At 73.2% G+C, this 25,790-nt stretch carries 20 protein-coding genes and 1 other RNA gene; 13 read left to right on the top strand and 8 right to left on the bottom strand.

Translation table 11 applies throughout. From position 1 onward, the window contains the following. Nucleotides 1–9 precede the first annotated feature (9 nt). Together ACN9MM_RS15335 and ACN9MM_RS15330 are read right to left on the bottom strand one after the other, a co-directional pair. A complete protein-coding gene (locus tag ACN9MM_RS15335) occupies nucleotides 10–807 on the bottom strand; it encodes an ABC transporter ATP-binding protein (RefSeq protein WP_426364138.1) in 798 nt (265 codons plus the stop codon). Further along, nucleotides 800–1,711, bottom strand: coding sequence for an ABC transporter permease (locus tag ACN9MM_RS15330; RefSeq protein WP_426364137.1), 912 nt, complete (start codon nucleotides 1,709–1,711; stop codon nucleotides 800–802). The genes ACN9MM_RS15335 and ACN9MM_RS15330 overlap by 8 nt, the downstream gene beginning before the upstream one ends. A gap of 157 nt (nucleotides 1,712–1,868) precedes the next feature. On the opposite strand from ACN9MM_RS15330, the gene ACN9MM_RS15325 reads away from it, so the two are divergent. After that, nucleotides 1,869–2,468, top strand: a complete 600-nt coding sequence (locus ACN9MM_RS15325; RefSeq protein WP_426364136.1) for a TetR/AcrR family transcriptional regulator — start codon at nucleotides 1,869–1,871, stop codon at nucleotides 2,466–2,468. Nucleotides 2,469–2,505: 37 nt separating this feature from the next. On the opposite strand, the gene ACN9MM_RS15320 is transcribed toward ACN9MM_RS15325, so the two are convergent. The 4 genes from ACN9MM_RS15320 to ACN9MM_RS15305 form a co-directional block, all read right to left on the bottom strand. Next, nucleotides 2,506–3,357: a carbohydrate ABC transporter permease gene (locus ACN9MM_RS15320; protein ID WP_426364135.1), complete on the bottom strand. Its 852-nt coding sequence runs from the start codon at nucleotides 3,355–3,357 to the stop codon at nucleotides 2,506–2,508. Beyond that, a complete protein-coding gene (locus ACN9MM_RS15315; RefSeq protein WP_426364134.1) occupies nucleotides 3,354–4,649 on the bottom strand; it encodes a carbohydrate ABC transporter permease in 1,296 nt (431 codons plus the stop codon). Before ACN9MM_RS15315 ends, ACN9MM_RS15320 begins: the two co-directional genes overlap by 4 nt. Before the next feature lie 8 nt (nucleotides 4,650–4,657). After that, a complete protein-coding gene (locus ACN9MM_RS15310; RefSeq protein WP_426364133.1) occupies nucleotides 4,658–6,019 on the bottom strand; it encodes an ABC transporter substrate-binding protein in 1,362 nt (453 codons plus the stop codon). A 121-nt stretch (nucleotides 6,020–6,140) separates the two neighbouring features. Next, entirely contained in the window at nucleotides 6,141–10,034 is a 3,894-nt protein-coding gene (locus tag ACN9MM_RS15305) for an FHA domain-containing protein (protein ID WP_426364132.1), read from the bottom strand. 497 nt (nucleotides 10,035–10,531) lie between these two features. On the opposite strand from ACN9MM_RS15305, the gene ACN9MM_RS15300 reads away from it, so the two are divergent. From ACN9MM_RS15300 to ACN9MM_RS15285, 4 genes are all read left to right on the top strand, one after another. Continuing rightward, the gene (locus tag ACN9MM_RS15300; RefSeq protein ID WP_426364131.1) at nucleotides 10,532–12,265 is read left to right on the top strand and encodes a serine/threonine-protein kinase; all 1,734 of its coding nucleotides are present in this window, start codon (nucleotides 10,532–10,534) and stop codon (nucleotides 12,263–12,265) included. A gap of 107 nt (nucleotides 12,266–12,372) precedes the next feature. Next, nucleotides 12,373–13,605, top strand: coding sequence for a serine/threonine-protein kinase (locus ACN9MM_RS15295; RefSeq protein ID WP_426364130.1), 1,233 nt, complete (start codon nucleotides 12,373–12,375; stop codon nucleotides 13,603–13,605). Nucleotides 13,606–13,634: 29 nt separating this feature from the next. Then, on the top strand, nucleotides 13,635–14,738 hold the full coding sequence (prfB, locus tag ACN9MM_RS15290) for a peptide chain release factor 2 (protein WP_426364129.1): 1,104 nt from the start codon (nucleotides 13,635–13,637) through the stop codon (nucleotides 14,736–14,738). A 383-nt stretch (nucleotides 14,739–15,121) separates the two neighbouring features. Beyond that, nucleotides 15,122–16,168: a hypothetical protein gene (locus ACN9MM_RS15285; protein WP_426364128.1), complete on the top strand. Its 1,047-nt coding sequence runs from the start codon at nucleotides 15,122–15,124 to the stop codon at nucleotides 16,166–16,168. 110 nt (nucleotides 16,169–16,278) lie between these two features. On the opposite strand, the gene ACN9MM_RS15280 is transcribed toward ACN9MM_RS15285, so the two are convergent. Further along, the gene (locus ACN9MM_RS15280; RefSeq protein ID WP_041129480.1) at nucleotides 16,279–16,461 is read right to left on the bottom strand and encodes a hypothetical protein; all 183 of its coding nucleotides are present in this window, start codon (nucleotides 16,459–16,461) and stop codon (nucleotides 16,279–16,281) included. Nucleotides 16,462–16,696: 235 nt separating this feature from the next. On the opposite strand from ACN9MM_RS15280, the gene ftsE reads away from it, so the two are divergent. From ftsE to ssrA, 5 genes are all read left to right on the top strand, one after another. Continuing rightward, nucleotides 16,697–17,386, top strand: a complete 690-nt coding sequence (gene ftsE / locus ACN9MM_RS15275; protein WP_030692056.1) for a cell division ATP-binding protein FtsE — start codon at nucleotides 16,697–16,699, stop codon at nucleotides 17,384–17,386. 29 nt (nucleotides 17,387–17,415) lie between these two features. Then, complete coding sequence (gene ftsX / locus ACN9MM_RS15270; protein ID WP_426364127.1) at nucleotides 17,416–18,333, top strand: permease-like cell division protein FtsX; 918 nt, start codon at nucleotides 17,416–17,418, stop codon at nucleotides 18,331–18,333. A 78-nt stretch (nucleotides 18,334–18,411) separates the two neighbouring features. Next, nucleotides 18,412–19,587, top strand: a complete 1,176-nt coding sequence (locus ACN9MM_RS15265; protein WP_426364126.1) for a S41 family peptidase — start codon at nucleotides 18,412–18,414, stop codon at nucleotides 19,585–19,587. 18 nt (nucleotides 19,588–19,605) lie between these two features. Continuing rightward, complete coding sequence (gene smpB / locus ACN9MM_RS15260) at nucleotides 19,606–20,145, top strand: SsrA-binding protein SmpB (protein WP_229842970.1); 540 nt, start codon at nucleotides 19,606–19,608, stop codon at nucleotides 20,143–20,145. 89 nt (nucleotides 20,146–20,234) lie between these two features. Further along, nucleotides 20,235–20,628: a transfer-messenger RNA gene (ssrA, locus tag ACN9MM_RS15255) on the top strand. Nucleotides 20,629–20,680: 52 nt separating this feature from the next. Here ssrA and ACN9MM_RS15250 read toward each other — a convergent pair. Beyond that, nucleotides 20,681–21,937, bottom strand: coding sequence for an MFS transporter (locus ACN9MM_RS15250; protein ID WP_426364125.1), 1,257 nt, complete (start codon nucleotides 21,935–21,937; stop codon nucleotides 20,681–20,683). A gap of 83 nt (nucleotides 21,938–22,020) precedes the next feature. Between ACN9MM_RS15250 and ACN9MM_RS15245 the strand changes: the two genes are divergently transcribed. The 3 genes from ACN9MM_RS15245 (at nucleotide 22,021) to ACN9MM_RS15235 (ending at nucleotide 25,753) form a co-directional block, all read left to right on the top strand. After that, nucleotides 22,021–22,986, top strand: a complete 966-nt coding sequence (locus tag ACN9MM_RS15245) for a LysR family transcriptional regulator (RefSeq protein WP_426364124.1) — start codon at nucleotides 22,021–22,023, stop codon at nucleotides 22,984–22,986. Between the two features lie 187 nt (nucleotides 22,987–23,173). After that, nucleotides 23,174–24,529 carry a nitrate/nitrite transporter gene (locus tag ACN9MM_RS15240; RefSeq protein WP_426364123.1) on the top strand — a complete coding sequence of 452 codons (1,356 nt, stop codon included), beginning with the start codon at nucleotides 23,174–23,176 and terminating at the stop codon, nucleotides 24,527–24,529. A gap of 84 nt (nucleotides 24,530–24,613) precedes the next feature. After that, entirely contained in the window at nucleotides 24,614–25,753 is a 1,140-nt protein-coding gene (locus ACN9MM_RS15235) for a uroporphyrinogen-III synthase (protein ID WP_426364122.1), read from the top strand. Nucleotides 25,754–25,790 lie beyond the last annotated feature (37 nt).

The following is a 25,790-nucleotide window of genomic DNA, read 5'->3' as shown; positions in this document are numbered from 1 at the left end:
CTCAATGTCTTATTTGTTCGTTTCCTTCGCTCCCGGCCGGGCCGTGAACTCCTCGTACGCCGCGACGACCTCCTTCGCCGGGCCGTCCATCCGCAGCGTTCCGCTCTCCAGCCACAGCGCCCGCTCGCAGGTCTCCGTGATCGTCGAGTTCGAGTGGCTGACCAGGAAGACGGTCCCCGCCTCCGCCCGCAGCTCGTCGATGCGCTGCCGGCTGCGGCGACGGAAACGCGCGTCGCCGGTCGACAGCGCCTCGTCGATCAGGAGCACGTCGTGGCTCTTGGCGGCGGCGATGGAGAAGCGCAGCCGGGCGCCCATCCCGGAGGAGTACGTCCGCATCGGGCGGGAGATCGCGTCGTCCTTCTCGTTGATCCCGGAGAAGTCGACGATCCCGTCGTAGCGCTCGCGGACCTCCGTGCGGCTCATGCCCATCGCGAGGCCGCCCAGGATCACGTTCCGCTCGCCGGTCAGATCGTCCATCAGGGCCGCGTTGACGCCGAGGAGGGAGGGCTGTCCGTGGGTGTAGATCGATCCCCGGTCGACGGGCTGGAGGCCCGCGACGGCCTTCAGGAGGGTGGACTTCCCGCTCCCGTTCGAACCGATCAGGCCGATCGCCTCGCCCCGGTGAGCCACGAAACTGACGCCCTTCACGGCGTGCACCCGGCGGGCGGCCGGAGCCGGCCGGCGGCGCACGATCCGGCCCAGCGCGGCGGTGGCCCCGCCCCGGCCGCCCGGGTGCCCGCCGTGGACGGTGTACGTGACGTGGACCCCGTCGGCGACGACGGTGGGGGTCAGGGGTGTCTCAGCCACGGCCGTACGTCTCCTCCGCCTTCCAGAACCAGACGAAACCGCCCGCGAAGGCCAGCACGGCCCAGCCGGCTGCGAGCGCCCACACGTGCGGCGGCAGCTGCGCCGCCGTGAAGCTCCCGATCAGCGCGAAGCGCATGAGGTCGATGTAGACCGCGGCCGGGTTGCACTGGAGGGCCAGCACGACGGCCTCGGGGAAGCGCCCGCTGCCCGCCAGGTTCTGGATGGAGAACATGGCGCCCGACGCGTACATCCAGGTGCGGAGCACGAACGGCATCAGCTGGCTGACGTCCGGGGTGCGGGCCGCGACCCGGGCCAGTACCAGCGCCACGCCCGTGCTGAACAGCGCCTGGAGGAACAGCGCCGGTACGGCGAGCAGCCAGCTCCAGGTCGGGAACTCGCCGAAGAAGGCCAGCAGCACGACGAGCGCGGCGAGCGAGAACAGCAGCTGCTGGAGCTGCTGGATCGCGAGCGAGATCGGCAGGCTCGCGCGCGGGAAGTGCAGGGCGCGGACCAGGCCCAGGTTGCCGCTGATCGCCCGGGTGCCGGCCAGTGCCGTGTTGGCCGTGAAGGTCCACACGAAGATGCCGGTCATCAGGAAGGGGACGTAGTCGGGCACGCCGTTCTTCGCGTCCATGATGACGCCGAAGATCAGGTAGTACACGGCCGCGTTGAGCAGCGGGGTCATCACCTGCCAGACCTGGCCCAGGCGCGCCTGGCTGAACTGGGCGGTGAGCCGGGCGGTCGCGAAGGCGGCGATGAAGTCGCGGCGGGACCAGAGCTGCCGCACGTAGACGCGGAGCGAGGGGCGGGCGCCGCTGACGCTCAGGCCGTGGCGGCTGGCGAGGGCACCGAGGTCCTCCGCGGGGGCGTCCCGCCGCACGGGCGGGGCGAGGGTCGTGGTCACAGGCGGGTGCTTTCGACGGGGGTGCGGGGCGCGTGCTGTCGTCGGCGACGGAACGGGTCCGTATCGTCGCTACGGGGAGGTTAGGACGAGGTACGTCGGAACGCAACCGTCTCGTCGTGACGACCCCGGGGCATCGCCGTTGGTTAGGATGCCGTTCATGACCGCCCCGACCCCCCGCCGAACCCCCGCCGGAGCAGCCGTGCTCCGCGAGGACGTGACCGAGGCCATCCGCGCCGCCGTCTTCGAGGAGCTCGCGGCCGTCGGCTACGCCCGGATGTCCATCGAGGGCATCGCGCGCCGCGCGGGAGTCGGCAAGACCGCCGTCTACCGGCGCTGGAAGTCCAAGCTGTCCCTCGTCCTCGACCTCGTCGGGGCCTTCGCCGCCCAGGGCCTGCCGGCACCCGCCAGCGGCTCCCTGTACGGGGACGTGCGCGCGCTCCTCGAAGTGGCCTCGCACGCCCTGCGCCACCCGGTCGCCTCGCAGGTCATCCCGGACCTGCTCGTCGAGGCCGCCCGGCACCCCGAGATCGCCGAGACCGTGAAGGCCGTGCTCCTCGACGGGCAGCAGGGCGTCATGACCCAGGTCGTGCGCGAGGCCGTCGCGCGCGGCGAACTCCCCGGGGGCACCGACCCGGGCAAGGCCCTCGACCTGGCCGTCGGCCCGCTCTACTGGCGCCTCGTCGTCGTCCGTACGCCCCTGCCCAAGGGGTACGTGGACGAGCTCGCGCGCGCGGCGGTCGCGGCGCTCAAGGCCTGACGGCCGCGGGCCGCCTCCGGCCCGGGGCCCCCGCCGGCTACTTCACCGCCCCCGCCATCACGCCCGACGCGAACTGCCGCTGGAACGCGAAGAACACCACCAGCGGCACCACCATCGACACGAACGCCCCCGGTGCCAGCACGTCCACGTTGTTGCCGAACTGGCGCACCTGCTGCTGGAGCGCCACCGTGATCGGCGGCGACTGCGAGTCCGCGAAGATCAGCGCGATCAGCATGTCGTTCCACACCCACAGGAACTGGAAGATCCCCAGCGAGGCGATCGCCGGACCGCCGAGCGGCAGCACCACGCGCGCGAAGAGACGGATCTCGCCCGCCCCGTCGAGCCGCGCCGCCTCCAGGAGCTCGCGCGGGATCTCCGCGAAGAAGTTCCGCAGCAGGAAGATCGCGAACGGCAGCCCGAACGCCGTGTGGAAGAGCACCACCCCGAGGGTGGTCTCGAAGAGCCCGACCGCGCCGAAGAGCTTCGACACCGGGACCAGGGCCACCTGCACCGGCACCACGAGGAGCGCGACCACACCCAGGAACCACCAGTCCCGGCCCGGGAACTCCAGCCACGCGAAGGCGTATCCGGCGAGCGAGCCGATGACGAGGACGAGCAGGGTGGCCGGGACCGTGATCAGGACGGTGGAGAGCAGCGAGCCGGTGATCGTGTCGTTCGCGAGGAGATGCGCGTAGTTCTCGGTGGTCAGCCGGGTCGGGGCCGTGAACACCTGCCACCAGCCGCTCGCCGCGATGTCGGACGGCGAGCGGAGCGAGGACACCAGCAGCCCGATGGTCGGCAGCAGCCAGAACAGGCCCGCGACGAGGAGGAACACCCGGACGGCGCCCCCCGTCGTACGGGCCGCGAGGCGGGAGACGAGGCCCCTCATCGGCGGGACTCCCTTCGGATGCGGCGGATGTTGACCACCATCACCGGCAGCACGAGAAGGAGCAGGACGACCGAGATGGCCGAGCCGACCCCGAGGTCCGCGTCCGTGCCGAACGACGAGCGGTACAGCTGGAGCGCCAGCACGTTCGCGTCGTCCTGCGCGGAGCCCGGCGCGATGACGAAGACCAGGTCGAACACCTTGAGCACGTTGATCATCAGCGTGACGAGCACGACCACGAGGACCGGCGCGAGCAGCGGCACCGTGATCCGTCGGAACACCTGCCACTCGTTCGCCCCGTCCATCCGCGCCGCCTCCAGGAGTTCGCGCGGTACGGCCGCGAGCCCGGCGCCGATCAGGACCATCGCGAACCCGGCCCACATCCACACGTACGCCCCGATCACGGCCGGGGTGACGAGCGTCGGGCCCAGCCACTCCACGCCGTTGTACTGCTCCCTGAAGTTGCTCGCGGGGAGGCGGAGCACCGCTCCGTCGGCGCGGTCGGCGGGCAGGGCGAAGCTGCCGTCGGCCGCCGCCGTGGCCGTGGCGACCACCTTCCCGTCCCGGACCACCTCGATCCGCAGCCCCTTCAGGCCCATTTCCTCCGGGTCGACGACGTTCGGCTTCCCGCCGCCGCCCCGGGTGAAGTCCAGCCAGGCCGTTCCGGTGATGTCCGTGCCGCTGCCGGCCGGCGCGTGCGCCGGGCGGGCGTCCTGCGGCATCTGCCCCGGTGCCACCCCGACCAGCGGCAACAGCACCGGCACCCCCGCCCGTACCGGCTCCTTCGTGACATACGCGCCGCCACCGGCCTCCTTCAGCGGGTGCACGGGCAGCGGCCGGGCCCGCGGGAAGCCGGAGGACTCGGCGAAGGTGTCGTGGACCCCGACCCAGACGGCGTTGGCGACCCCCCGGTCCGGGTCCTGCTCGTAGACCAGCCGGAAGATGATCCCGGCGGCGAGCATCGAGATCGCCATCGGCATGAAGACGACGAGCTTGAACGCCGTCCCCCAGCGCACCCGCTCGGTGAGCACGGCGAAGACCAGACCGAGCGCGGTGGCCACCAGGGGGGCCACGACCAGCCAGATCAGGTTGTTGCGGACCGCCGTGCGGAGCGAGTCGTCGGTGAAGAGCGCGAGGTAGTTGTCGAGGCCGACGAAGGAGTCGCCGGAACGGTCGAAGAGCGAGCGCCGGACGGAGTACCCGATCGGGTAGGCGACGAGCGCGCCGAGCAGGAGCAGGGCGGGGAGCAGGAACCCCGCCGCCACGGTCCTGCTCCTGCCGGTGGTCCGCGGCATCGGGAGGCCTAGCCCTTCGCGGCGGACCGGTACGCCTTCGCCGCGTCCGCCTCCAGGCGCGCCTGGGTCCCGGTGACGTCCTTCGGGTTCTTCAGGAAGTCCTGGAGCGCCTTCCACTCGCCCTTGCCCGGCGTCCCGCCGAAGGACTGCGGCATCTGGTCCGACATGTCGAAGCGGAAGTCGTCGCCGGCGCCGATGAGCGCCTTGGCGATCTCGCGCTGGACGTCGTTCGGGTACGCCGCCGGGTCCAGGTTCTTGTTCGGGGAGAGGAACCCGCCCTCGGCCGCCCAGATCTTCGCCGCGTCCGGGGAGGCGAGGAAGGCGAGCAGCGCCTGAGCGCCCTTGGTGTCCTTCAGGGCCACGGCCGCGTCCCCGGCCGTCACCACCGGCGAGGTGCCGGCGTCGCCCACCTTCGGGAAGGGGAACACCTTCGCGTCCTTCCCGATCTCCGCCTTGGTCTGGGCGATGTTGACGGCGGCGAAGTCGCCCTCGAAGACCATCGCCCCCTTGGGCTGGTCGCCGCCCGTGAAGGTCTGCGTGACCGAGGCCGGGTACTCCGTCTGCAGCGCGCCGCTCGCGCCGCCCGCGATCAGCGACGGCTTGCCGAAGAGCTCGGCGAGCGTCTTCAGGGCGGCGGTGACGGACGGGTCCGTCCACTTGATCTCGTGCTTCGCCAGCTGGTCGTACCTGGCCGGGCCGGCCTGGGAGAGATAGACGTTCTCGAACCAGTCGGTGAGGGTCCAGCCGTCCGCGCCGCCGACCGACACCGGGGTCACGCCGGAGGCCGAGATCGTCTCCGCGGTGCCGAGGAAGTCCTTCCAGGTCTTCGGCTCGGAGGCGCCCGCGTTCTCGAAGACGGCGGTGTTGTACCAGACGAGGGACTTGTTCGCGGCCTTGAAGTAGACCCCGTACTGGGTGCCGTCCACCGCGCCCAGCTCCTGCCAGCCGCGCGAGTAGTTCGCCGCCAGCTGCGCCTTCGCCTCCGGCCCGGCCGGCTTCAGCCACTTCTGGGCGGCGGCCTGCTGGATCGCGCCCACCTGCGGCAGCATCGCCACGTCGGGCGGGGAGCCGCCGGCGATCTTCGTGCCGAGGAAGTTCACGATCGGGTCCTGCGCGGGCACGAAGGTGACCGTCGCGCCCGTGCGCTTCTCGAACTCCTTCAGGACCTTGGTGAAGTTCTCCTGCTCGGGGCCCGTCCAGACGGCGGCGACCTCGATCTTCTCGCCCTTGAGGGAGAGTTCGCGGTCGGGCGCGGGCTCTCCCTTGTCCTTGTCGGCCCCGCCGCCGCAGCCCGCGAGGGCGAGTGCGGCCAGCGCCGTGAGTGCTGTGACGCTCACAACGGCTTTACGTGGACGAAGAGTTGTGCGCATCGCTGCCCCGTCTCTCCCGTGCGTTTCACTGTCCGTCCGACAGGTCTACGCCGGGCCGCGGAGCCCCGCAATACCGCCTTCGGCGTCAAGAGGGCGATCGTGACGCCCTCGTGACGTGCCGTCAGCCGTGCGCGGCCGGGGTGAGCGGGGGCACGGGCGTCGCCTCGACCGAGCGCGCCGCCCGGTCCAGCGCGCTCGCCAGGAGGGCCAGGTCCGTCGGGCCGTTGCCCAGCTCACGGACCGGGCGGCGGGTGGGCGGGTCGCCCATCCGCTCCCACTCCAGCGGGACGACCGTCGGGCGGAGCGTCGCCGTCCGGGGGATCCGGCCCGTCACGCGACCCGCCTGGAAGGGGGTCACCCGGCCGTCCGGATGCCCGAGGCGGCCCCGCCCGGCCGCCGGCACGTCCGGGCCCGCCGCCGGGGGCGCGTCCAGCACGATCCGCAGCCGGGCCCCGTGGGCCAGCTCCGTGTCGGACGTGCGGTCGGGGCGGGACGAGGTCGCGACGAGGTGCACCCCGAGCCGCTCGCCGTTCCGCGCGACGGCCTCCAGGGCCCGTACGACGGAGCCGGCGGCCGGCCGGCCGCTCGCGCCGAGCGCGGGGGCGACCAGGGCGTCGAAGTCGTCGACGAGGACGACGAGCCGCGGCAGATGCCCGGCACCCGAGACCCTCGCGGGAGCCTGCTCCCCGGAGGCGGGCCGCGGAATCCGGCCCCCGGCCGCGTCGTCGCCCGTACGGAGGGTGCGGCTGCTGGGACGGTCGTCGAGACCCCCGCCGTCCCGCCGGGGCAGCCGCCCACTGGGCGTATCGGCCAGGAACCCGTCCCCACCGGCCCGCTGGACGCGCCCGCTGGGGTGGTCGGTGAGGTCGCCGGACCGTTGGACGCGCCCGCTGGGGTGGTCGGTGAGGTCGCCGGTCCGGGGAACGCGTCCGCTGGGGTGGTCCTGGAGGTCGCCGGCGCTCGGGTACGGGACGCGGGCGCTCGGGCGGCCGGTCACGTCGTCCGCGCCGGGGTACGGCATCCGTCCGCTGGAGCGGCCGGTGATGTCCTCGCCGCCGGGGTGGGGGACGCGCCCGCTGGGGCGGCCGGTCACGTCGTCCGCGCCGGCGTACGGGACCCGTCCGCTGGGGCGGCCCGTGACGTCGTCCGCGCCCGGGTACGGCACTCGGCCGCTCGGGCGGCCCGTCACGTCGTTCGCGCCCGGGTGGGGGGTTCGGCCGCTCGGGTGGGCCGTGAGGTCGCCGTCGCCGGTGCGGAGGGTGCGGCTGCTCGGGCGAGCGCCGAGGTCACCCGCGCCCGGGTACGGCACCCGGCCGCTCGTGCGCCCGGTCACGTCCTCCGCGCCTGGGTACGGGACCCGGCCGCTCGGGCGGTCGTTCAGGGTGCCGTCCTGCGTCCTGCCGCTGCGGCTGCTCGGGAGCGAGCCGATCGTGCCGTCGCCCGTGCGCAGCGTGCGGCTGCTCGGACGGTCGGAGAGCTCGCCGGTGTCCGGGACGCGGACGCTCGCGCGGGCGCCCTGCGGCAGGGACTCCGCCGCGCTCGGGGCGCGCTGCCCGATCAGCCGGTCGGCGGCGCGCGCCGCCGACCGGCGGTCTGCGAAGTGCCCGTCGCCCAGGAGCTCGGCCCTGCGCTTCAGCTCGGCGCCGAGCGCCTGCGCGAACTCCCGCATCCGTACCGGGTCCGAGGCGACCAGGTGCTCGGTGACGTGCGGCAGCTCCGTACAGACCGCGAGGCCCTCGCCGCGCTCGCCGCCCGCGCCGTCCACGAGGAGCAGGCCGAGCCGGTCCGGGCGGCCGCCCGCCGCGAGCGAGGCGGCGATCGAGCGGAGCAGCTCCGTGCGTCCGCTGCCCGCCGGGCCCTCGATCAGGAGGTGCGGGCCCTCCTGGGTCAGGTCGACGGCCAGCGGTCCGCGCGGGCCCGCGCCCAGGACGGCGGTGCCGTCCCCGGCGGAGGCCCAGCGGGCCATCAGGGAGGCGGGGGTGGCCCGGGCGAGCCCGAGCTCGTCGAGCAGGCGGGCCGACGGGGGCAGCGCGGCGGCCCTGCCGTGCGGCGCCGCCGCCGTCTCGGGGCGCAGCGGGGCGAGGGCCCGGCCGAAGCGCTCGGCCCAGGCGACGGACACCGCGTCGACGACGCCGACGGTGCCGTGGCCCGCGAGCCGCCCGCCGGACGTCCGCAGCAGCCGCAGCGCCGTCGCCACGTCACCGCTGAGGAGCGCGGCGGCCCCGCACTCGCGGAAGGCGAGGGACGCGGCGCACGCGGCCTCGTAGGTGGCGGCCACCGGTGAGTCCGGGGTGGTGGAGGGGGCCTCGGCGAGGCACAGGAGGTGGATGCCGGCGGCGGCGCCCACGCCGGCGAGGCGCGCGACCGTCTCGCGCAGGGCCGCCGATCCGGGGTCGCCGTCGACGATGACGACCGTCGTCGGCCCGTCGTGGCGGGCGGCGGCCCCGGCGACGGACGCGCGGTCGGCGCTGGGCCAGCCGGGTCCGAGCGGGCCGTCGTCGAGCCGGCGGGTCAGCTCGGCCGTACGGGCCTGGGCCTGCTCGCGGTCGTACGCCAGGAGCAGCCGGCAGTCCTGGCCGTGGGCCGGGCGGACGTGCGGGAGCCAGCCGAGCCAGCCCCAGGCGCGGCGCCGCTCCTCCAGGGAGCGGTTCCGGTCGGCGCTGATGAGCACGATCTCCAGGTCGGAGGGGGAGTGCAGGGCGGCGAGCTGGGCCACGACCGAGCGCGCGAGCCCGGTGAGCCGGTCGCCGGGGCCCGCGAGGCCGAGGGAACCGGCTTCGCGGAGGCCGACGGTGACGGGCACGCCGGAGAGGTCGGCGCGGTCCGTCGTGCCGAGCCGGACCACGAGGGCCTCGGGATGGTCCTGGCCCCGCTCCCAGAGCCGGGGGCCCGGACCGAGGGCGGTGAGCAGGACGGTGGCCGGGTCGGGCCAGGTGTCGGGGGCCGGTGCGGGGCCGGGGGCGCCGTCCCGGGCACCGGGGCCGGGCCGGATGCCGGCGTGCGTGTCCGGGGCGGAGGGGGAGGCGTGGACGTCGTCGGCAGGGAGCTCCTCGCGGCCGCCGGCCAGACGCCGGGCCCATGCGCCGAGCCCGCGGCGGCCGCCACCGCGGGCGGGCGGGGCGGGAGGCGGCGCATCCCCCCGGCCGCGGGTCCGGTCGGTGTCCCGGGTTCTCGCGTGCGCCTCGCCGTCGTCCCGGCCGGAGTACGCGTCGTGCGGGTCTCCCGCGTGCGCGTGCCCGCCGTCCGAGCGTCCTCCGTCGTAGACCTCGCCGAAGGCGATCCCGCGCGCGCCGCCGTGCGTGGCGTCGTCGGACGGTCCGACGACGCCACGCACGGCGGTCCGGTCCGGCAGGTCCGTGGCGTGCGCGACCCGGAGGTGGCCCTCCCCGTCCGGGGCGGTCGCCACCGCGTTCGTGCCTCCCGGGGCGCCGCCGGGGCCCGTCAGACGGAGGACGGACTCGCCGAGGCGCAGCAGCGCGCCCGGGCGGAGCGTGACCGGGCGGTCGCCGACGGGCACGCCGTCGAGCGTCGTCCCGTTCGTCGAGCCGCGGTCGGCGACCGTGACGCGGCCGTCCTCGCCGACGGTCACGGTGCAGTGGGAGCGGGAGACGTCCGGGTCGTCGAGCGGCACGTCGGCGTCGACGGAACGGCCGATTCTGATCGCTCCGCCGTGCAGCAGGTGCACACCGCCGGCGTCGGGGCCCGCCACCACGTGCAGCCGGGCGGAGGCCGTCTCGTCGGCCCGGTCGTCCGGACCCGGGACCTGGAGGGAGAGGACCGCGCCGTCGACCAGCGGGGGTTCGCCGAGGACGCAGCGCCGCCCGTCGAGCCGCTCCGCGCCCGCGTAGAGCACGGTGGTGCCCGAGGCGGAGGTGTCGGGTCCCGTGACGGCGGCGGCGAGGTTCGAGGCCACGGCGGAGAGGGCCGTCCCGGCGGGGGCCGTGACGAGCACGTCGCAGGCGCGCCCGGAGCCGTGGCCGGCGTACGGCGCGAGGACGGTCAGCCGGATCTGCATCGCCGTCAGCGGTCCCTTCTGCGCCAGATGGCCCGGCAGGGGGGAACCGCCCTGTGTCTCCCCCCACCCGGCACGGACGCGTCGCCCGGTACAGGTCGGCACGGCGCGGGGGCTCCCGACCCCGTCGATGCGACGTGCTGGAGGCATCCTCGCACCTGCCACCGACGACACGCCCGCGGGTCGGTCACAAGTGATCTTGAATGGTCGGCCATGGACGAGAAATAGCCCGGTTGGGCATGCCTTCGGAGCATGCGTGGCAACCGTCGTCCCCCCTGGAGCGTCTTCTTCCGGACAAGTTCGGGACCGTTTCCGCCCGCTCCGGGCCCCCGACGAGGCTCGGACACGGCATCGGAACCCACCTGTGGACGACCGGCCTGCGACCCGTTCGGCGGCACTAAAGTGGGTCGGACACCCGGACGGGTCACAACAGAGGACAGGGACCCCGGGGACACATCGGGAAGCAACCCCAGGACCACGATCAGCAGGGAGCGCGTGACGTGCGGCCTATCGGCAGCAAGTACCTGCTCGAGGAGCCGCTCGGCCGCGGCGCCACGGGCACCGTCTGGCGAGCCCGCCAGCGGGAGACGGCGGGCGCCGAGGCGGCCGTGCCCGGTCAGCCCGGCGAGACCGTCGCGATCAAGGTCCTCAAGGAGGAGCTGGCCAACGACGCGGACATCGTGATGCGCTTCCTGCGCGAGCGGTCCGTGCTGCTCCGGCTCACCCATCCCAACATCGTGCGCACCCGCGACCTGGTCGTCGAGGGCGATGTCCTCGCCCTCGTCATGGACCTCGTCGAGGGCCCCGACCTGCACCGGTACATCCGGGAGAGCGGCCCGCTCACCCCGGTCGCCGCCGCGCTCCTCACCGCGCAGATCGCCGACGCGCTCGCCGCCAGCCACGCCGACGGCGTCGTCCACCGCGACCTCAAGCCGGCCAACGTCCTGCTCGCCGAGCAGGGCGGCCAGATGCACCCGATGCTGACCGACTTCGGCATCGCGCGCCTCGCCGACTCCCCGGGACTGACCCGCACCCACGAGTTCGTCGGCACGCCCGCGTACGTGGCGCCGGAGTCCGCCGAGGGCCGCCCGCAGACCTCCGCCGTCGACATCTACGGCGCGGGCATCCTCCTCTACGAGCTCGTCACCGGCCGGCCCCCGTTCGCCGGCGGCACCGCCCTGGAGGTCCTCCACCGGCACCTCAGCGAGGAGCCGCGCCGCCCCTCGACCGTGCCCGGACCGCTGTGGACGGTCATAGAGCGCTGCCTCAGCAAGAACCCGGACCAGCGGCCGAGCGCCGTGAACCTCGCCCGGGGCCTGCGCGCGGTCGCTGCCGGCATCGGCGTGCACGCCACGCCCGCGCAGATCGAGGCCGCGGACGGCGTCGGGGCGCTCCTCGCCCCGGACCCGGCGCCCGCGCCGGTCCCCGGGACCCCCGAGGACCGGACCCCGGGCGCCGCCGACCCGACCCAGGTGCTGCCCACCGGCGCCGCCGGTGCCGCCGCCGCTGCCGGGATGCCCCCGCAGTACGACCCCGCCGCCGCGACCAGCGTCATGCCGACCGGCGGACCGGGCGCCGCCGATCCGACGGCCGTCATGCCCCCCGTACCGCAGAATCCTCCGGCCGAGGACCCGCACCCCTGGCAGAGCCAGCTGCGCCAGGTCCGCGACCGCAACGAGCAGACGCAGGTGCAGTACCTGGACCCGGGCGACGACCCGCTGCGCCGCCGCCCGCAGCGCCGGCCGCAGCAGCAGGGGCAGCAGCCGCAGCCCGGCCCGTACGGCGCGCAGCAGGGGCAGCAGCCGCCGCCGTACCAGCAGCAGCGCCCGGCCCCGCAGCGACCCGCCCCCCAGCCGTACCAGCAGCCGCAGCAGCAGTACGCGCCTCCGCCGCCCCAGCAGCAGCAGTACGCCCCGCCCCAGCAGCAGTACACGCCGCCGCAGCCGCCGCCCCAGGCCCCGGCGCCGCGCGAGCCGCGCCCGCCGCGTCAGCGCAGCGCGAACCCGGTGCGGATCCCCGGCCTCGGCTGCCTCAAGGGCTGCCTGATCATGATCGTCCTGTTCGTGATCGGCGGCTGGCTCATCTGGGAGCTCACCCCGCTCCAGGACTGGGTCGCCCAGGGCAAGGGCTACTGGGAGGCCATCGGCGACGGCATCTCGTCGTTCACCGGCTGGGTCTCCTCGCTCCTCGATTCCACCGGTTCCGGGGGTACTACCGGCGGTACGGGGCAGTAACACTGCCGATTTGTCGACTTCCGAGGGGTGATTTCCGCTCGGAGGTCGAGACCGGCGGCCGTGGACGCGTAGCTTTGTCGAGAACCGCAGCCGCTGAGGGAGCAGTCTTGGCACGGAACATCGGCAGCCGCTACACCGCCCACCAGATCCTCGGGCGGGGCAGCGCCGGAACGGTGTGGCTCGGCGAGGGGCCCGAGGGGCCCGTCGCCGTCAAACTGCTGCGCGAGGACCTGGCCTCCGACCAGGAGCTCGTCGGCCGCTTCGTCCAGGAGCGCACCGCCCTGCTCGGACTCGACCACCCCAGGGTGGTCAAGGTCCGCGACCTCGTCGTCGACGGCAACGACCTCGCCCTCGTCATGGACCTCGTCCGCGGCACCGACCTGCGCACCCGGCTCGACCGGGAGCGCCGCCTCGCCCCCGAGGCCGCCGTCGCGATCGTCAAGGACGTCGCGGAGGCCCTCGCCGTCGCCCACAAGGCCGGGATCGTCCACCGGGACGTCAAGCCGGAGAACATCCTGCTCGACATGGAGGGCCCGCTCGGCCCCGGCGGCGCCCACCCCGCGCTCCTCACCGACTTCGGCGTCGCCAAGCTGATCGACACCCCCGGCCGCACCAAGGCCACCCGGATCATCGGCACCCCCGACTACCTCGCCCCCGAGATCGTCGAGGGCCTCCCGCCGCGCGCCGCCGTCGACATCTACGCCCTCGCGACCGTCCTCTACGAGCTGCTCGCCGGCTTCACCCCGTTCGGCGGCGGCCATCCCGGCGCCGTCCTGCGCCGCCACGTCACCGAGACCGTCGTCCCGCTCCCCGGCATCCCCGAGGAGCTGTGGCAGCTGATCGTCCAGTGCCTCGCCAAGGCCCCCGCCTCCCGGCTGCGCGCCTCCGAGCTCGCCACCCGCCTGGGGGACGTCCTGCCGCTCCTCAAGGGCATCCCGCCGCTGGACGTCGACGAGCCCGACGCGGAGCCGGCCCCGGAGCCGTACGAGGAGGACGCGTACGCCACCGGCACGGGCGCGGGAGAGCCCGGCCCGCGCCGCGCCGCCGTCCCGCTCGTCCCCGGCGCCTCCGCCGACTCCAACCGCGACACCCACACCTCCATGCGGGTCCCGGCCCCCGACGAGCTCTCCGGCGGCCCCCTGGGCACCGCCCGCGCCCCGCGCCCCGCCGGTGCGCGCCGTCCCGGCTCGGCCCGCCACAAGGCGGTCCGCAAGCGCCGCATCACCCTCACCGTCGCGGCGGTCGTCGTCGTGGGGGCGCTCGGCGCGGGCGGCTACCTCGCCGTCTCCGGGGACGCGGAGGCCCCGCCGCAGGACTCCAAGCAGTCCTCCCTGCCGTAGGACGGGCGGCGAGCCGTTACGCTGGACGCGTGGCAGTCGTCGATGTATCCGAAGAGCTGAAGTCCCTCTCCTCGACCATGGGGTCGATCGAGGCCGTCCTGGACCTCGAGAAGCTGAGGGCCGACATCGCCGTGCTCGAAGAGCAGGCCGCGGCCCCGTCCCTGTGGGACGACCCGGAGGCGGCGCAGAAGATCACGAGCAAGCTTTCGCACCTCCAGGCCGAGGTCCGCAAGGCCGAGACCCTGCGCGGCCGGATCGACGACCTCGCGGTGCTCTTCGAGCTCGCCGAGGAGATGGACGACCCGGACACCCTCGCCGAGGCCGAGACGGAGCTGACCTCCGTCCGCAAGGCCCTCGACGAGATGGAGGTCCGCACCCTCCTCTCCGGCGAGTACGACGAGCGCGAGGCCCTGGTCAACATCCGCGCCGAGGCCGGCGGCGTCGACGCCTCCGACTTCGCCGAGCGGCTCCAGCGCATGTACCTGCGCTGGGCGGAGCGCCACGGCTACGCGACGGAGATCTACGAGACCTCGTACGCGGAGGAGGCGGGCATCAAGTCCACCACCTTCGTGGTGAAGGCCCCGTACGCCTACGGCACGCTCTCCGTCGAGCAGGGCACCCACCGGCTCGTCCGGATCTCGCCCTTCGACAACCAGGGCCGTCGCCAGACCTCCTTCGCCGGCGTCGAGATCCTGCCGGTCGTCGAGTCCTCGGACCACGTCGAGATCGAGGAGTCGGACCTGCGCGTCGACGTGTACCGCGCCTCGGGCCCCGGTGGCCAGGGCGTCAACACGACCGACTCGGCCGTGCGCATCACGCACCTCCCGACCGGCATCGTCGTCTCCTGCCAGAACGAGCGCTCCCAGATCCAGAACAAGGCGAGCGCCATGAACGTCCTGCAGGCCAAGCTCCTGGAGCGCCAGCGCCAGGAGGAGCGGGCCAGGATGGACGCCCTCAAGGACAGCGGCAGCTCCTGGGGCAACCAGATGCGTTCGTACGTGCTCCACCCGTACCAGATGGTCAAGGACCTCCGTACGGAGTTCGAGGTCGGCAACCCGCAGTCCGTCCTGGACGGCGAGATCGACGGCTTCCTGGAGGCGGGCATCCGCTGGCGCAAGCAGCAGGACAAGTAGTCCCCTCGGTCGTACGAGCCCGGGCCCCGCACCTCTCGGTGCGGGGCCCGGTGCCGTTCCGGTGCCTCCCGCGGATTCGCTGACGCAAGCGGAAGCGCGACCGTCGGGGCGCTTTGTCGACATGGGAACTGCCGCCTTCGGGCCCGGAGTTCCGGCTTACGTCACAGTTGCATCAGCGCATGCCGGACACCTGGTGATCTTTCGGGCATCGCACGCGCAACGACCTTGACGCTTCATCGGAAACTCGGAAGGGTGGCGCAATGGCATGCGCTTTTCTGGGACGCGTGTGAACGGGGGCCGGTCCAGTCGTGACGCACCCCTGCTGCGCGAGGTGCCCGAGCGCTGCCCCATGACGATGATGAGCTACTGGGGGTAGCAGCCAGATGACCAACAAGACGCGAGTCCGCCTGGTGCGGGTCGCGGCCAGTGCCGTGATCATCGCCGGTGCGTCCCTGACCGCGGCCGGTGCCGCGCAGGCCGTCGGCGGATTCGGAACCGACTCGAACCAGACCCAGGGCGTGGAGGTCGGCACCCAGTCCGAGGGTGACACCGACGGCGGCAACACGATCCTCGGCGGGATCTCCGGCGGCGCCTCCGACGGTGGCGCCGCTGACGGCGGCGCGGCCGCCGACGGTGGTGCCGCTGCCGACGGCGGCGCGGCTGCCGATGGCGGCGCTGCCGCTGACGGTGGCGCGGCCGCCGATGGCGGTGCCGCTGCCGATGGCGGCGCGGCTGCCGACGGTGGCGCTGCCGCTGACGGTGGCGCGGCCGCCGACGGTGGCGCGGCCGCTGACGGTGGTAACAGCAGCGACGGTGGTAACTCCTCGGACGGCGGTAACTCGTCCGACGGTGGTAACAGCAGCGACGGTGGTAACTCCTCGGACGGTGGCAACTCGTCCGACGGTGGTAACAGCAGCGACGGTGGTAACTCCTCGGACGGCGGTAACTCGTCCGACGGTGGTAACAGCAGCGACGGTGGCAACTCGTCCGACGGTGGCAACTCGTCCGACGGCGGCAACTCCTCCGACGGCGGCAACTCGTCGAGCTCCGGCTCGAACGGCTCCGGCTCCAGCGGCTCGGGCTCCGACGCCTCCGGCTCGACCGGCACCGACGGCGGCTCCACCACCGACGGTGGCAACACGTCGACCACCGGTGGCTCCACCACCACCAGCGGTGGCGGCTCGTCCACCGACGGTGGCACCTGCACCGTCGACCTCGACGGCGCCGAGTGCGTGGACACCCCGAACAACACCGACACCGACCAGGCCGGCTCGCAGCCCGTCCAGCAGGGTCAGGCGAAGGAGGAGCTCGCCGAGACCGGTGCGGCCGAGACCTCGTTCCTGATCATCGGTGCCGCGACCATGATCGCCGGCGGCATCGGCTTCCGGATGCTGCCGCGTCTCGTCGGCGGCGGCCGCGCCGCCGTCTGACGCACCCGCGCGGACGCGTAGGCGTGTAGACGCATGACGAAGGGCCGGGGAGTTCGCTCCCCGGCCCTTTCGCGTGGTTCCGGCTCGTGTGGGCTCCGTATGCCCTCCGGTCAGGCCGCCTGGACCGCGGCGAGCAGCGCGATCGCCGCGAGCAGGGCGATCGCCAGCGTCAGCAGCATCGCGGGGGACAGCCCCTGAGGGGTCAGACGCTCCCGGTTCGCGCGGCAGACGGGACAGCGGCCCTCGGCGACCGGGGCCGCGCAGTTGGCGCACACCAGTCGGTCGTAGGTCATGCGCTCTCCTCCTCCCGCACTGGGGTACACACCAGGACAACGTCCGGAGGGATCCGGACGTTCCCCCTACCACTGTGCCAGCTCCGCGGCGTTTCGGCGCGCCCCGCCGGAATGCCCGCCTTCGGCCCGGGAGGGCGAAAAGGATAAACGTCGCAAGCCAGGACCGCGACTGCGCGGAGGATCTCCGGTCGCGTAAGGTCACGCACACCTACTCCCGGCCGACCGTGGTGCATCCGTGATCCGATTCGACAATGTCTCCAAGTCCTATCCGAAGCAGAGTCGCCCCGCGCTCCGGGACGTCTCCCTGGAGATCGAGAAGGGGGAGTTCGTCTTCCTCGTCGGTTCCTCCGGCTCCGGAAAGTCGACTTTCCTGCGACTGCTCCTGCGTGAGGAGCGCGCCAGCCAGGGGCAGGTGCACGTCCTCGGCAAGGACCTGGCCCGGCTCTCCAACTGGAAGGTGCCGCAGATGCGGCGCCAGCTGGGCACCGTCTTCCAGGACTTCCGCCTGCTGCCCAACAAGACCGTCGCCGAGAACGTGGCCTTCGCGCAGGAGGTCATCGGCAAGCCGCGCGGCGAGATCCGCAAGGCCGTGCCGCAGGTTCTCGACCTGGTCGGACTCGGTGGCAAGGAGGACCGGATGCCGGGCGAGCTCTCCGGCGGTGAGCAGCAGCGCGTCGCCATCGCCCGGGCCTTCGTCAACCGGCCGATGCTGCTGATCGCCGACGAGCCCACCGGCAACCTCGACCCGCAGACCTCCGTCGGCATCATGAAGCTGCTCGACCGGATCAACAGGACAGGGACCACCGTCGTCATGGCGACCCACGACCAGAACATCGTCGACCAGATGCGCAAGCGCGTCATCGAGCTCGAAAAGGGCCGCCTCGTCCGCGACCAGGCGCGCGGCGTCTACGGATACCAGCACTGAGCCTGTAGCGAGTAGGAGAAAGCAGACCCATGCGCGCTCAGTTCGTGCTCTCCGAGATCGGTGTCGGTCTCCGGCGCAATCTCACCATGACCTTCGCCGTCATCGTCTCCGTGGCCCTCTCGCTCGCCCTCTTCGGCGGCGCGCTGCTGATGCGCGAGCAGGTCAGCACGATGAAGGACTACTGGTACGACAAGGTCAACGTCTCCATCTTCCTCTGCAACAAGGCGGACGCGACCACGGCGGCCAAGTGCGCCAAGGGCGCGGCCACCCGCCAGCAGAGAGAGCAGATCGAGGCCGATCTGAAGAAGATGGACATCGTCGAGTCCGTCGAGACGGAGACGGCCGACGAGGCGTTCAACCACTACAAGGAGCAGTACGGCGACACCGCCATCGCCTCCGTGGTGACACCGGACCAGATGCAGGAGTCGCTCCGGGTCAAGCTCAAGGACCCGGAGAAGTACAAGGTCGTCGCCACGGCCTTCGCGGGACGCGACGGCGTCGAGTCGGTCCAGGATCAGCGGAACATCCTGCAGAACCTCTTCGACCTGATGAACGGCATGAACATCGCCGCCCTCGGCGTCATGGGTCTCATGCTGGTCATCGCGCTGATGCTGATCGTCAACACCGTCCGCGTCTCGGCCTTCAGCCGCCGCCGCGAGACCGGCATCATGCGGCTCGTCGGCGCGTCCAGCTTCTACATCCAGATGCCGTTCATCATGGAGGCCGCGTTCGCCGGACTCCTCGGCGGCGGCGTCGCCTGTGTGCTGCTGCTCGTCGGCCGGTACTTCCTCATCGACCACGGCATCGCGCTCGCCGAGAAGATGCAGCTGGTCAACTTCATCGGCTGGGACGCCGTCCTCGCCAAGCTGCCGCTCGTGATCGCCATCGGCCTGCTCATGCCCGCCGTGGCCGCCTTCATCGCACTGCGCAAGTACCTGAAGGTGTGACAAGACACCACTGACGTCCGATGGCGTCGTACGGGCAAAGCCCGTGCGGCGCCATCGCCTTGTCCTAGAGTGGGCCGCATGCCGGCCGGGCCCGCACGCTTCTGTATCCGGCCCCGTGGAGTCGTCCGCGGGGCCGTTCTGACGTTGGTCTTCACCGGGGTCCTCGCCACCGCCGCCGCCACCGGCTCGCTGCCCCGGCAGGAGAGCTCGGGTGCCGAGCGGACCGCCCCGGCCTCCGGGCCGGGCGGCGCGACCGTCGACAGTGCCGCGCTCAGCCGGGCCGCCGCCGCGGCCATGGCCGACGGGAAGTCGGGCAAGAAGGCCGCCGAGGAGTTCGTCAGCCGCAGCGGGGACCGCTGGGGCGCGGTGTACGACAAGAAGGAGTTCGCCGAGTTCGAGCAGGCCCTCGACGGCGCCTACACCGGGGTCGGGCTCTCGGCCGGCCGGACCGGCGCGGGCGGGGTCCGGGTCACCCGGGTCCGGGCCGGCGGCCCCGCCGACAAGGCCGGTCTGCGGACCGGTGACCGGCTGGTCTCGGTCGACGGGCGCCCGGTCGACGGGCTCTCCGTCTCCGAGGTCGTCTCCCTGCTCCGCGGCGACGGCGTCCCCGGCTCGGCCGTCGCCCTCCGGGTCGAGCGCGGCCGCGCCGCCTGGACGCAGACCCTGCTCAGGGCCCGGCTCGCGACGGACCCGGTCACCGTCCGCCGCCTCGACGACGGGGCCGTACTGATCCGGGTCGCCGCCTTCACCAAGGGCGCGGGCACGCGCGTGCGTGACGCCGTGCGGTCCGCCCCGGCCGGCGCCGGGGTCCTCCTGGACCTGCGGGGCAACGCGGGCGGCCTGGTCGCCGAGGCCGCCGTCGCCGCCTCCGCCTTCCTCGACGGCGGGCTCGTCGCCACGTACGACGTGGAGGGCGAGCAGCGGGCCGTGTACGCGGAGGGCGGCGGCGACACCGGCAGGCCCCTGGTGGCGCTGATCGACGGGGGCACCATGAGCGCGGCCGAGCTGCTCACCGGCGCCCTCCAGGACCGGGGCCGGGCGGTCACCGTCGGCTCGCGGACCTTCGGCAAGGGCTCGGTCCAGATGCCGAGCGCCCTGCCCGACGGCTCCGTCGCCGAGCTGACCGTCGGCCACTACCGCACCCCCGCCGGGCACGCCGTCGACGGGCGGGGCATCACACCGGACCTGGCGGCGCAGGCGGGGGCCGAGGAACGGGCGAGAACGGTATTGAGTGGCCTCGGAGGGGGCTCGTAGTGCGAAAATGACCGCACTATGGCAAAGGGACTCGTGAACGTGCAGGGCAAGCCTGCCAAGAAGAACCAGGACAAGGCGCCGGAGCGCAAGCTCATCGCGCAGAACAAGAAGGCGCGCCACGACTACCACATCATCGACACCTACGAGTGCGGTGTGGTGCTCATGGGCACCGAGGTGAAGTCGCTGCGCATGGGCCGGGCCTCGCTGGTCGACGGCTTCGTCCAGATCGACGGCCACGAGGCGTGGCTGCACAACATCCACGTGCCCGAGTACATGCAGGGCAGCTGGACCAACCACCACGCGAAGCGGAAGCGGAAGCTGCTGCTGCACCGGGCCGAGATCGACAAGCTGGAGTCGAAGTCGCAGGAGACGGGTCACACGATCGTGCCCCTCGCCCTGTACTTCCTGAACGGCCGGGTGAAGTGCGAGATCGCGCTCGCCAAGGGCAAGAAGGAGTACGACAAGCGGCAGACCCTGCGGGAGAAGCAGGACACGCGCGAGACGAACCGGGCGATCGCGGCGGCGAAGCGGAAGCAGCGGGCGGCGCAGAGCGCCTAGCGCCGGTAATACGCTGGCGACGGCACCCGTCGGTCACGTACGATGGGCACTGCACCCCACCGAGGGTGCGACCTTTGAAAAAACAACATGGGGATGATCGGTTTCGACAGCGGATGTCGAAGCAGTGGGAAGCGTGTCGAGGAAGCGGCAATGATCTCGTAAACCATATGTCGCAACCAATAATCGCCAACACCAAGAGCGATAACTCCCGCTTCGCCCTCGCTGCCTAATTTTAGGTAACGACAAGAAGCCTCTGTGAGGAGCGTCAGCCCGGGGGTGGTCCCGACCCGGATCCTGGCGTCATTTAGGGATCTAAACCTCCTTCCCCGGTCACGGGGGTCGGAGGGAAATCAAACAGTGGCTGAGCCCGTTCCGGACTTGTCTGGGTGATCCGGAGGGCTGAGAAACTCGTACCAGACTGCACACGGAGAAGCCCTGATTCCGCACCGTTGGACGCGGGTTCGATTCCCGCCATCTCCACTCATCCCATGTGGGCAGAGGCCCGGTGGTCGCGCGAGCGACTGCCGGGCCTCTGTCATGCCCGGCCGCCTCGTGCGCGACGGCCCACGCGGGCCGTCGCGCACAGGGCCAGGGCCGTTGCCGCGGCCGTCGTCGGGATCAGGAAGCCGAACGAGGCGAAGGGGGCGTGGTCGGCGGCCCAGCCGCCGGTCGCCGAGCCGGCCGCGATGCCCGCCAGGAGGGCCGTCACCGCGAGGCTCATGCCCTCGTTCAGCTGGGCCGGGGGCGTGAGGCGCTGGACCAGACCCATGCCCGTCACCATCGTCGGGGCCGTCGCCATGCCCGCCACCAGGAGGCCGGCGGCGAGCGCCACCAGGGAGCCGGTCGAGGCGCCGAGCAGCGGCATCGCCATCAGGACCGTCATCGCGGCCAGGCAGGTGCGCAGCCGGGCGGTGCGGCGGACGCGGCCGTAGAGGAGTCCCGCCGCGAAGGAGCCCGCGGCCTGGAGGGCGAGGACCGGGCCCGCGACGGGGCCGTCCACGTACGCCAGGGTGACCACCTCCATGGAGCCGAAGACCGCGCCCGTGGCGAGGAAGACCGCGAGCAGCGGCGCCATGCCGGGGGTGCGCAGCGGGGAGCCCGCCGCGGTGCGCGGGGCGACCGGCGGCTCGGTGGAGCGCTGGGCGGCGAAGAGGAGGACGCCGCCGAGGAAGAGGGCGCCGGCGGTGAGCGTGCCGGCCTCCGGGAACAGTGCCGAGCAGAGGACGGCGGCGAGGACCGGGCCGAGCATGTAGCAGAGCTCGTCGGCGGCCTGTTCGAAGGCGTTGGCGGTGTGCAGCGCGTCCGGGTCGTCCCGGAGGAGGTGTGCCCAGCGGGCCCGTGACATCCCGCCCGTGTTGGGGGTGGTGGCGGTGAGGGCGGTCGTGAGGAACAGGGCCCAGACCGGGGCCTTCGCGTGGACGCAGAGCACCAGGACCACGTTCCCGAGGACCGTGTGGACGGTGGCCGGGACCGCGACCCTGGCCTGGCCGTACCGGTCGACGAGCCGGGCGATCAGCGGGCCGGTCACGGAGCCGACCGCGAGGCCGGTGGCGGTCACCGCGCCGGCCAGGGCGTACGAGCCGTACGCCGCCGAGATCATGATCACGACGCTGACGCCGAACATGCCGGAGGGCAGCCGGGCGATCAGGTTCCCGGCGGTGAAGGCGCGGGTGCCGGGGTGGGAGAAGAGCCGGAGGTAGGGGCCGGCGGGGAGCGCACGGGGGGCGCGGTCGCGGTAGCGGGGGGCGAGGGCCGGGCCCGCCGGGGTGAGGGTGAGGTCCGGTTGCGGCATGGATCAAGGGTGGGTCGGCACGGTCCCGCCGGTCCAACACCTGAGCGGTGGCCATTCACGCACCTGTGTTGTTGAATGCCGCGGTGGCCACCTCCTCGTACGACACCGACCCCCGCCTGCTGCGCGCCTTCACCGCCGTCGCCGAGGAGCTGCACTTCACCCGCGCCGCCGCCCGCCTCTACGTCGCCCAGCAGGCCCTCAGCCGTGACATCCGGCGCCTGGAGCGGGAGTTGGGCGCCGACCTCTTCGTACGGACCACCCGGCAGGTCGCCCTCACCCCCGACGGAGAGCGCCTCCTCCCGTACGCCCGGCGCGTGCTGGCCGCGCACGACGAGCTCACCGAGGCCTTCCGGGCCGCGCCCCGGCCGCTCCTCGTCGATCTCAACAGCCCCGACCTCGTCCAGGAGCGCGTCCTCCTCCGGGCGCGTGAACTCGCCCCGGAGCAGGAGCTGATGGCCCGCTACGAGAGCGGCCTCACCGGGGCCGCGCAGTCCATCCTCGCCGGCCGGATCGACACCTCCTTCGGCCGGTACGGAGGGCTCGACGCCCCGCTCAGGGCGCGGCTCGACTCGCAGTTCGTCCGGTACGAGCGGATGGCCGTGATCCTCCCCGAGGACCACCCCCTCGCCGGCCTGCCCGAGGTGCCGCTCGCCCGCCTCGCCGGCGAGCGGATCTACGCCGGGGCCGGGAACGACCGCACCCCCGAGTGGACCGACCTCGCCGCCCGCCTCTTCGCCGGCCGCGGCATCGGGATCGCCCCGCCCGCGCCCCTCGCGATCGGCCACGAGGAGTTCCGCCGGCTCATGGCCAAGCACCGCGACCCGATCCTCGCCGTCGTCGACTTCCCGCCCATGCCGGACCGGGTGATCCGGCCCCTCGTCGACCCCGTCCCCCTCTCGCCCGTGAGCCTGGTGTGGCGCAAGGGACTGCGCCACCCCGGCCTGGACGCCCTCCGCCGGGCGGCCGCCGAGCTGGGCGCCCGGGAGGGCTGGCTGGAGCGCCCGCCCGGCGCCTGGCTGCCGGAGGGGGAGCCGGGGCTTCCCGCGTAGGACTGGGCGGGAGCGATCGGGGTAGGACGGGAGCCGTGGGGGCGGGCGGGAGCCGTGGGGGCGCTCACAGGGCCCGTGCGCTCCGGGTGAGAGCAAGGTTCCGCCACCGACACCTCACGGCACCGGCCTGAAACGCGCCCTTCCTAGCGTGATGCACATCAGGGATCCGACTCCGTGGAGGTGCGAGATGGGTGGCCGCTGGATCGAACGCTGGGAACCGGAGGACGAGACCTTCTGGCGGGAGAAGGGGGAACGGATCGCGCGGCGCAACCTGGCGTTCTCCGTCCTCTCCGAGCACATCGGCTTCTCGGTCTGGAGCCTCTGGTCGGTCATGGTCCTCTTCATGGGCCCCCAGTACGGGGTCGACCCCGCGGGGAAGTTCTTCCTCATCGGCACCGCCACCTTCGTCGGCGCGCTGATCCGCGTCCCGTACACCTTCGCCGTCGCCCGCTTCGGCGGCCGCAACTGGACGATCCTCAGCGCCCTGCTGCTCCTGCTGCCCACCGGCCTCGCCTTCGCGGTGATGCGGCCCGGCGTCTCGTACACCACCCTCGTCCTGGTGGCGGCGCTCACCGGCGTCGGCGGCGGCAACTTCGCCTCCTCGATGACCAACATCAACGCCTTCTTCCCGCTGCGGAAGAAGGGCTGGGCGCTCGGCCTCAACGCCGGCGGCGGCAACATCGGCGTCCCCGTCGTGCAGCTCGTCGGCCTCCTCGTCATCGGCACCGCGGGCGCGATGCACCCGAGGATCGTGCTCGGCGTCTACCTGCCGCTGGTCGTCGTCGCCGCCCTCTGCTCCGCGCTCTTCATGGACAACCTCGCCCCCGTCAAGAACGACACCGGGGCCGCGAAGGAGGCCGTGCGGGCCCGGCACACCTGGATCATGGCCTTCCTCTACATCGGCACCTTCGGCTCCTTCATCGGCTACAGCTTCGCCTTCGGCCTCGTCCTCCAGACCCAGTTCGGCCGCACCCCGCTCCAGGCCGCCTCGCTCACCTTCATCGGCCCGCTGCTCGGCTCGCTCATCCGGCCCCTCGGCGGCTCCCTCGCCGACCGGCACGGCGGCGCCCGCATCACCCTGTGGACCTTCGCCGCGATGGCCGCCGCCACCGCGGTCGTGATCTACGCCTCCGTCATCGAGTCGCTCGCCGTCTTCCTCGTCGGCTTCATCGGACTCTTCGTGCTCAGCGGCCTCGGCAACGGCTCCACGTACAAGATGATCCCGGCGATCTTCCTCGCCCAGGGGCACCGCCAGGGCCTCGCCGGCGAGGCCGCCGAGGCCTACGGGCGGCGGCTCTCCGGGGCCGCCATGGGCCTCATCGGCGCCGTCGGCGCACTCGGCGGTCTCGGCATCAACCTCGCCTTCCGGCAGTCCTTCCAGACCGCCGGCACCGGCACCGCCGCGTTCGTCGCCTTCCTCGCCTTCTACGCGGCCTGCATGGTCGTCACCTGGGCGGTATACCTTCGAAGCCAGGGCACCGTCCCCGCGACCGCCGAGGCGGTCACGGATCCGGAGCCCCGGTCCGGCTACGCCCGGGTGTGACCCCCGATGCCCGGCGGGGACCGTAACGACCAGGAAATACGGGCGAACCGAGACCGTCACGCGCCCCCGTCAGGCTCAGGCCCCATGGACGAGCAAGAACACGGCCCCCTCGCCGGCTTCACCGTCGGCGTCACCGCGGCACGCCGCGCCGACGAGCTGATCGCGCTGCTGCGGCGGCGCGGTGCGGCCGTCGTCCACGGCCCCGCCCTGCGGATCGTGCCGCTCGCCGACGACACCGAACTCCTCGCCGCCACCAAGGAGCTCATCGCCCACGCCCCGGACGTCGTCGTCGCCACCACGGCGATCGGCTTCCGGGGCTGGGTCGAGGCCGCCGAGGGCTGGGGGCACGGGGACGAGCTCCTCGGCGTCCTGCGCGACGTCGAGCTCCTCGCCCGCGGGCCCAAGGTCAAGGGCGCCGTGCGGGCCGCCGGACTCACCGAGTCCTGGTCGCCCTCCTCGGAGTCCATGGCCGAGGTCCTCGACCGGCTCCTCGAGGAGGGCGTGGCGGGCCGCCGCATCGCGCTCCAGCTGCACGGCGAGCCGCTCCCCGGCTTCGTGGAGGCCCTGCGGGCCGGTGGCGCCGAGGTCGTCGGCGTCCCCGTCTACCGCTGGATGCCGCCCGAGGACCTCGGCCCGCTCGACCGGCTCCTCGACGCGACGCTCGCCCGCGGGCTGGACGCGGTGACCTTCACCAGCGCGCCGGCCGCCGCGTCGCTGTTCTCCCGGGCGGCCGAGCGGGGCGTACGGGACGAACTCGTCGCCGCGCTCCGGCACGACGTGCTCGCGGTGTGCGTGGGGCCCGTGACGGCGCTGCCGCTCCAGGCGGAGGGCATCGACACCCACCAGCCCGAACGCTTCCGGCTCGGGCCGCTCGTCCAGCTCCTGTGCCGGGAGCTTCCCGCGCGCGCCCGGGTCCTGCCGGTCGCCGGCCACCGCGTCGAGGTCCGGGGGCACGCCGTCCTCGTCGACGGCTCCCTGCGGCCCGTCCCGCCCGCCGGGATGGCCCTCCTCGGCCTCCTCACCCGCCGCCCCGGCTGGGTCGTCTCCCGCGCCGACCTCCTCCGCGCGCTCCCGGGCGCGGGACGCGACGAGCACGCCGTGGAGACGGCGATGGCCCGCCTGCGCACGGCCCTGGGCACGCCGAAGCTGATCCAGACCGTCGTCAAGCGCGGCTACCGGCTGGCGCTCGACCCGGCGGCCGAGGCCAAGTACGACGACCGGTAGGCCGGGCCGGGGCGCGCCGGAGGCACGGCGGGACCAC

This window comes from Streptomyces sp. E-08 (genome assembly GCF_049913095.1).
Classification (GTDB): Bacteria; Actinomycetota; Actinomycetes; order Streptomycetales; family Streptomycetaceae; genus Streptomyces.
Note: the sequence above shows the minus strand (reverse complement) of the source record. Positions and strands in the feature narration are given on the sequence as shown.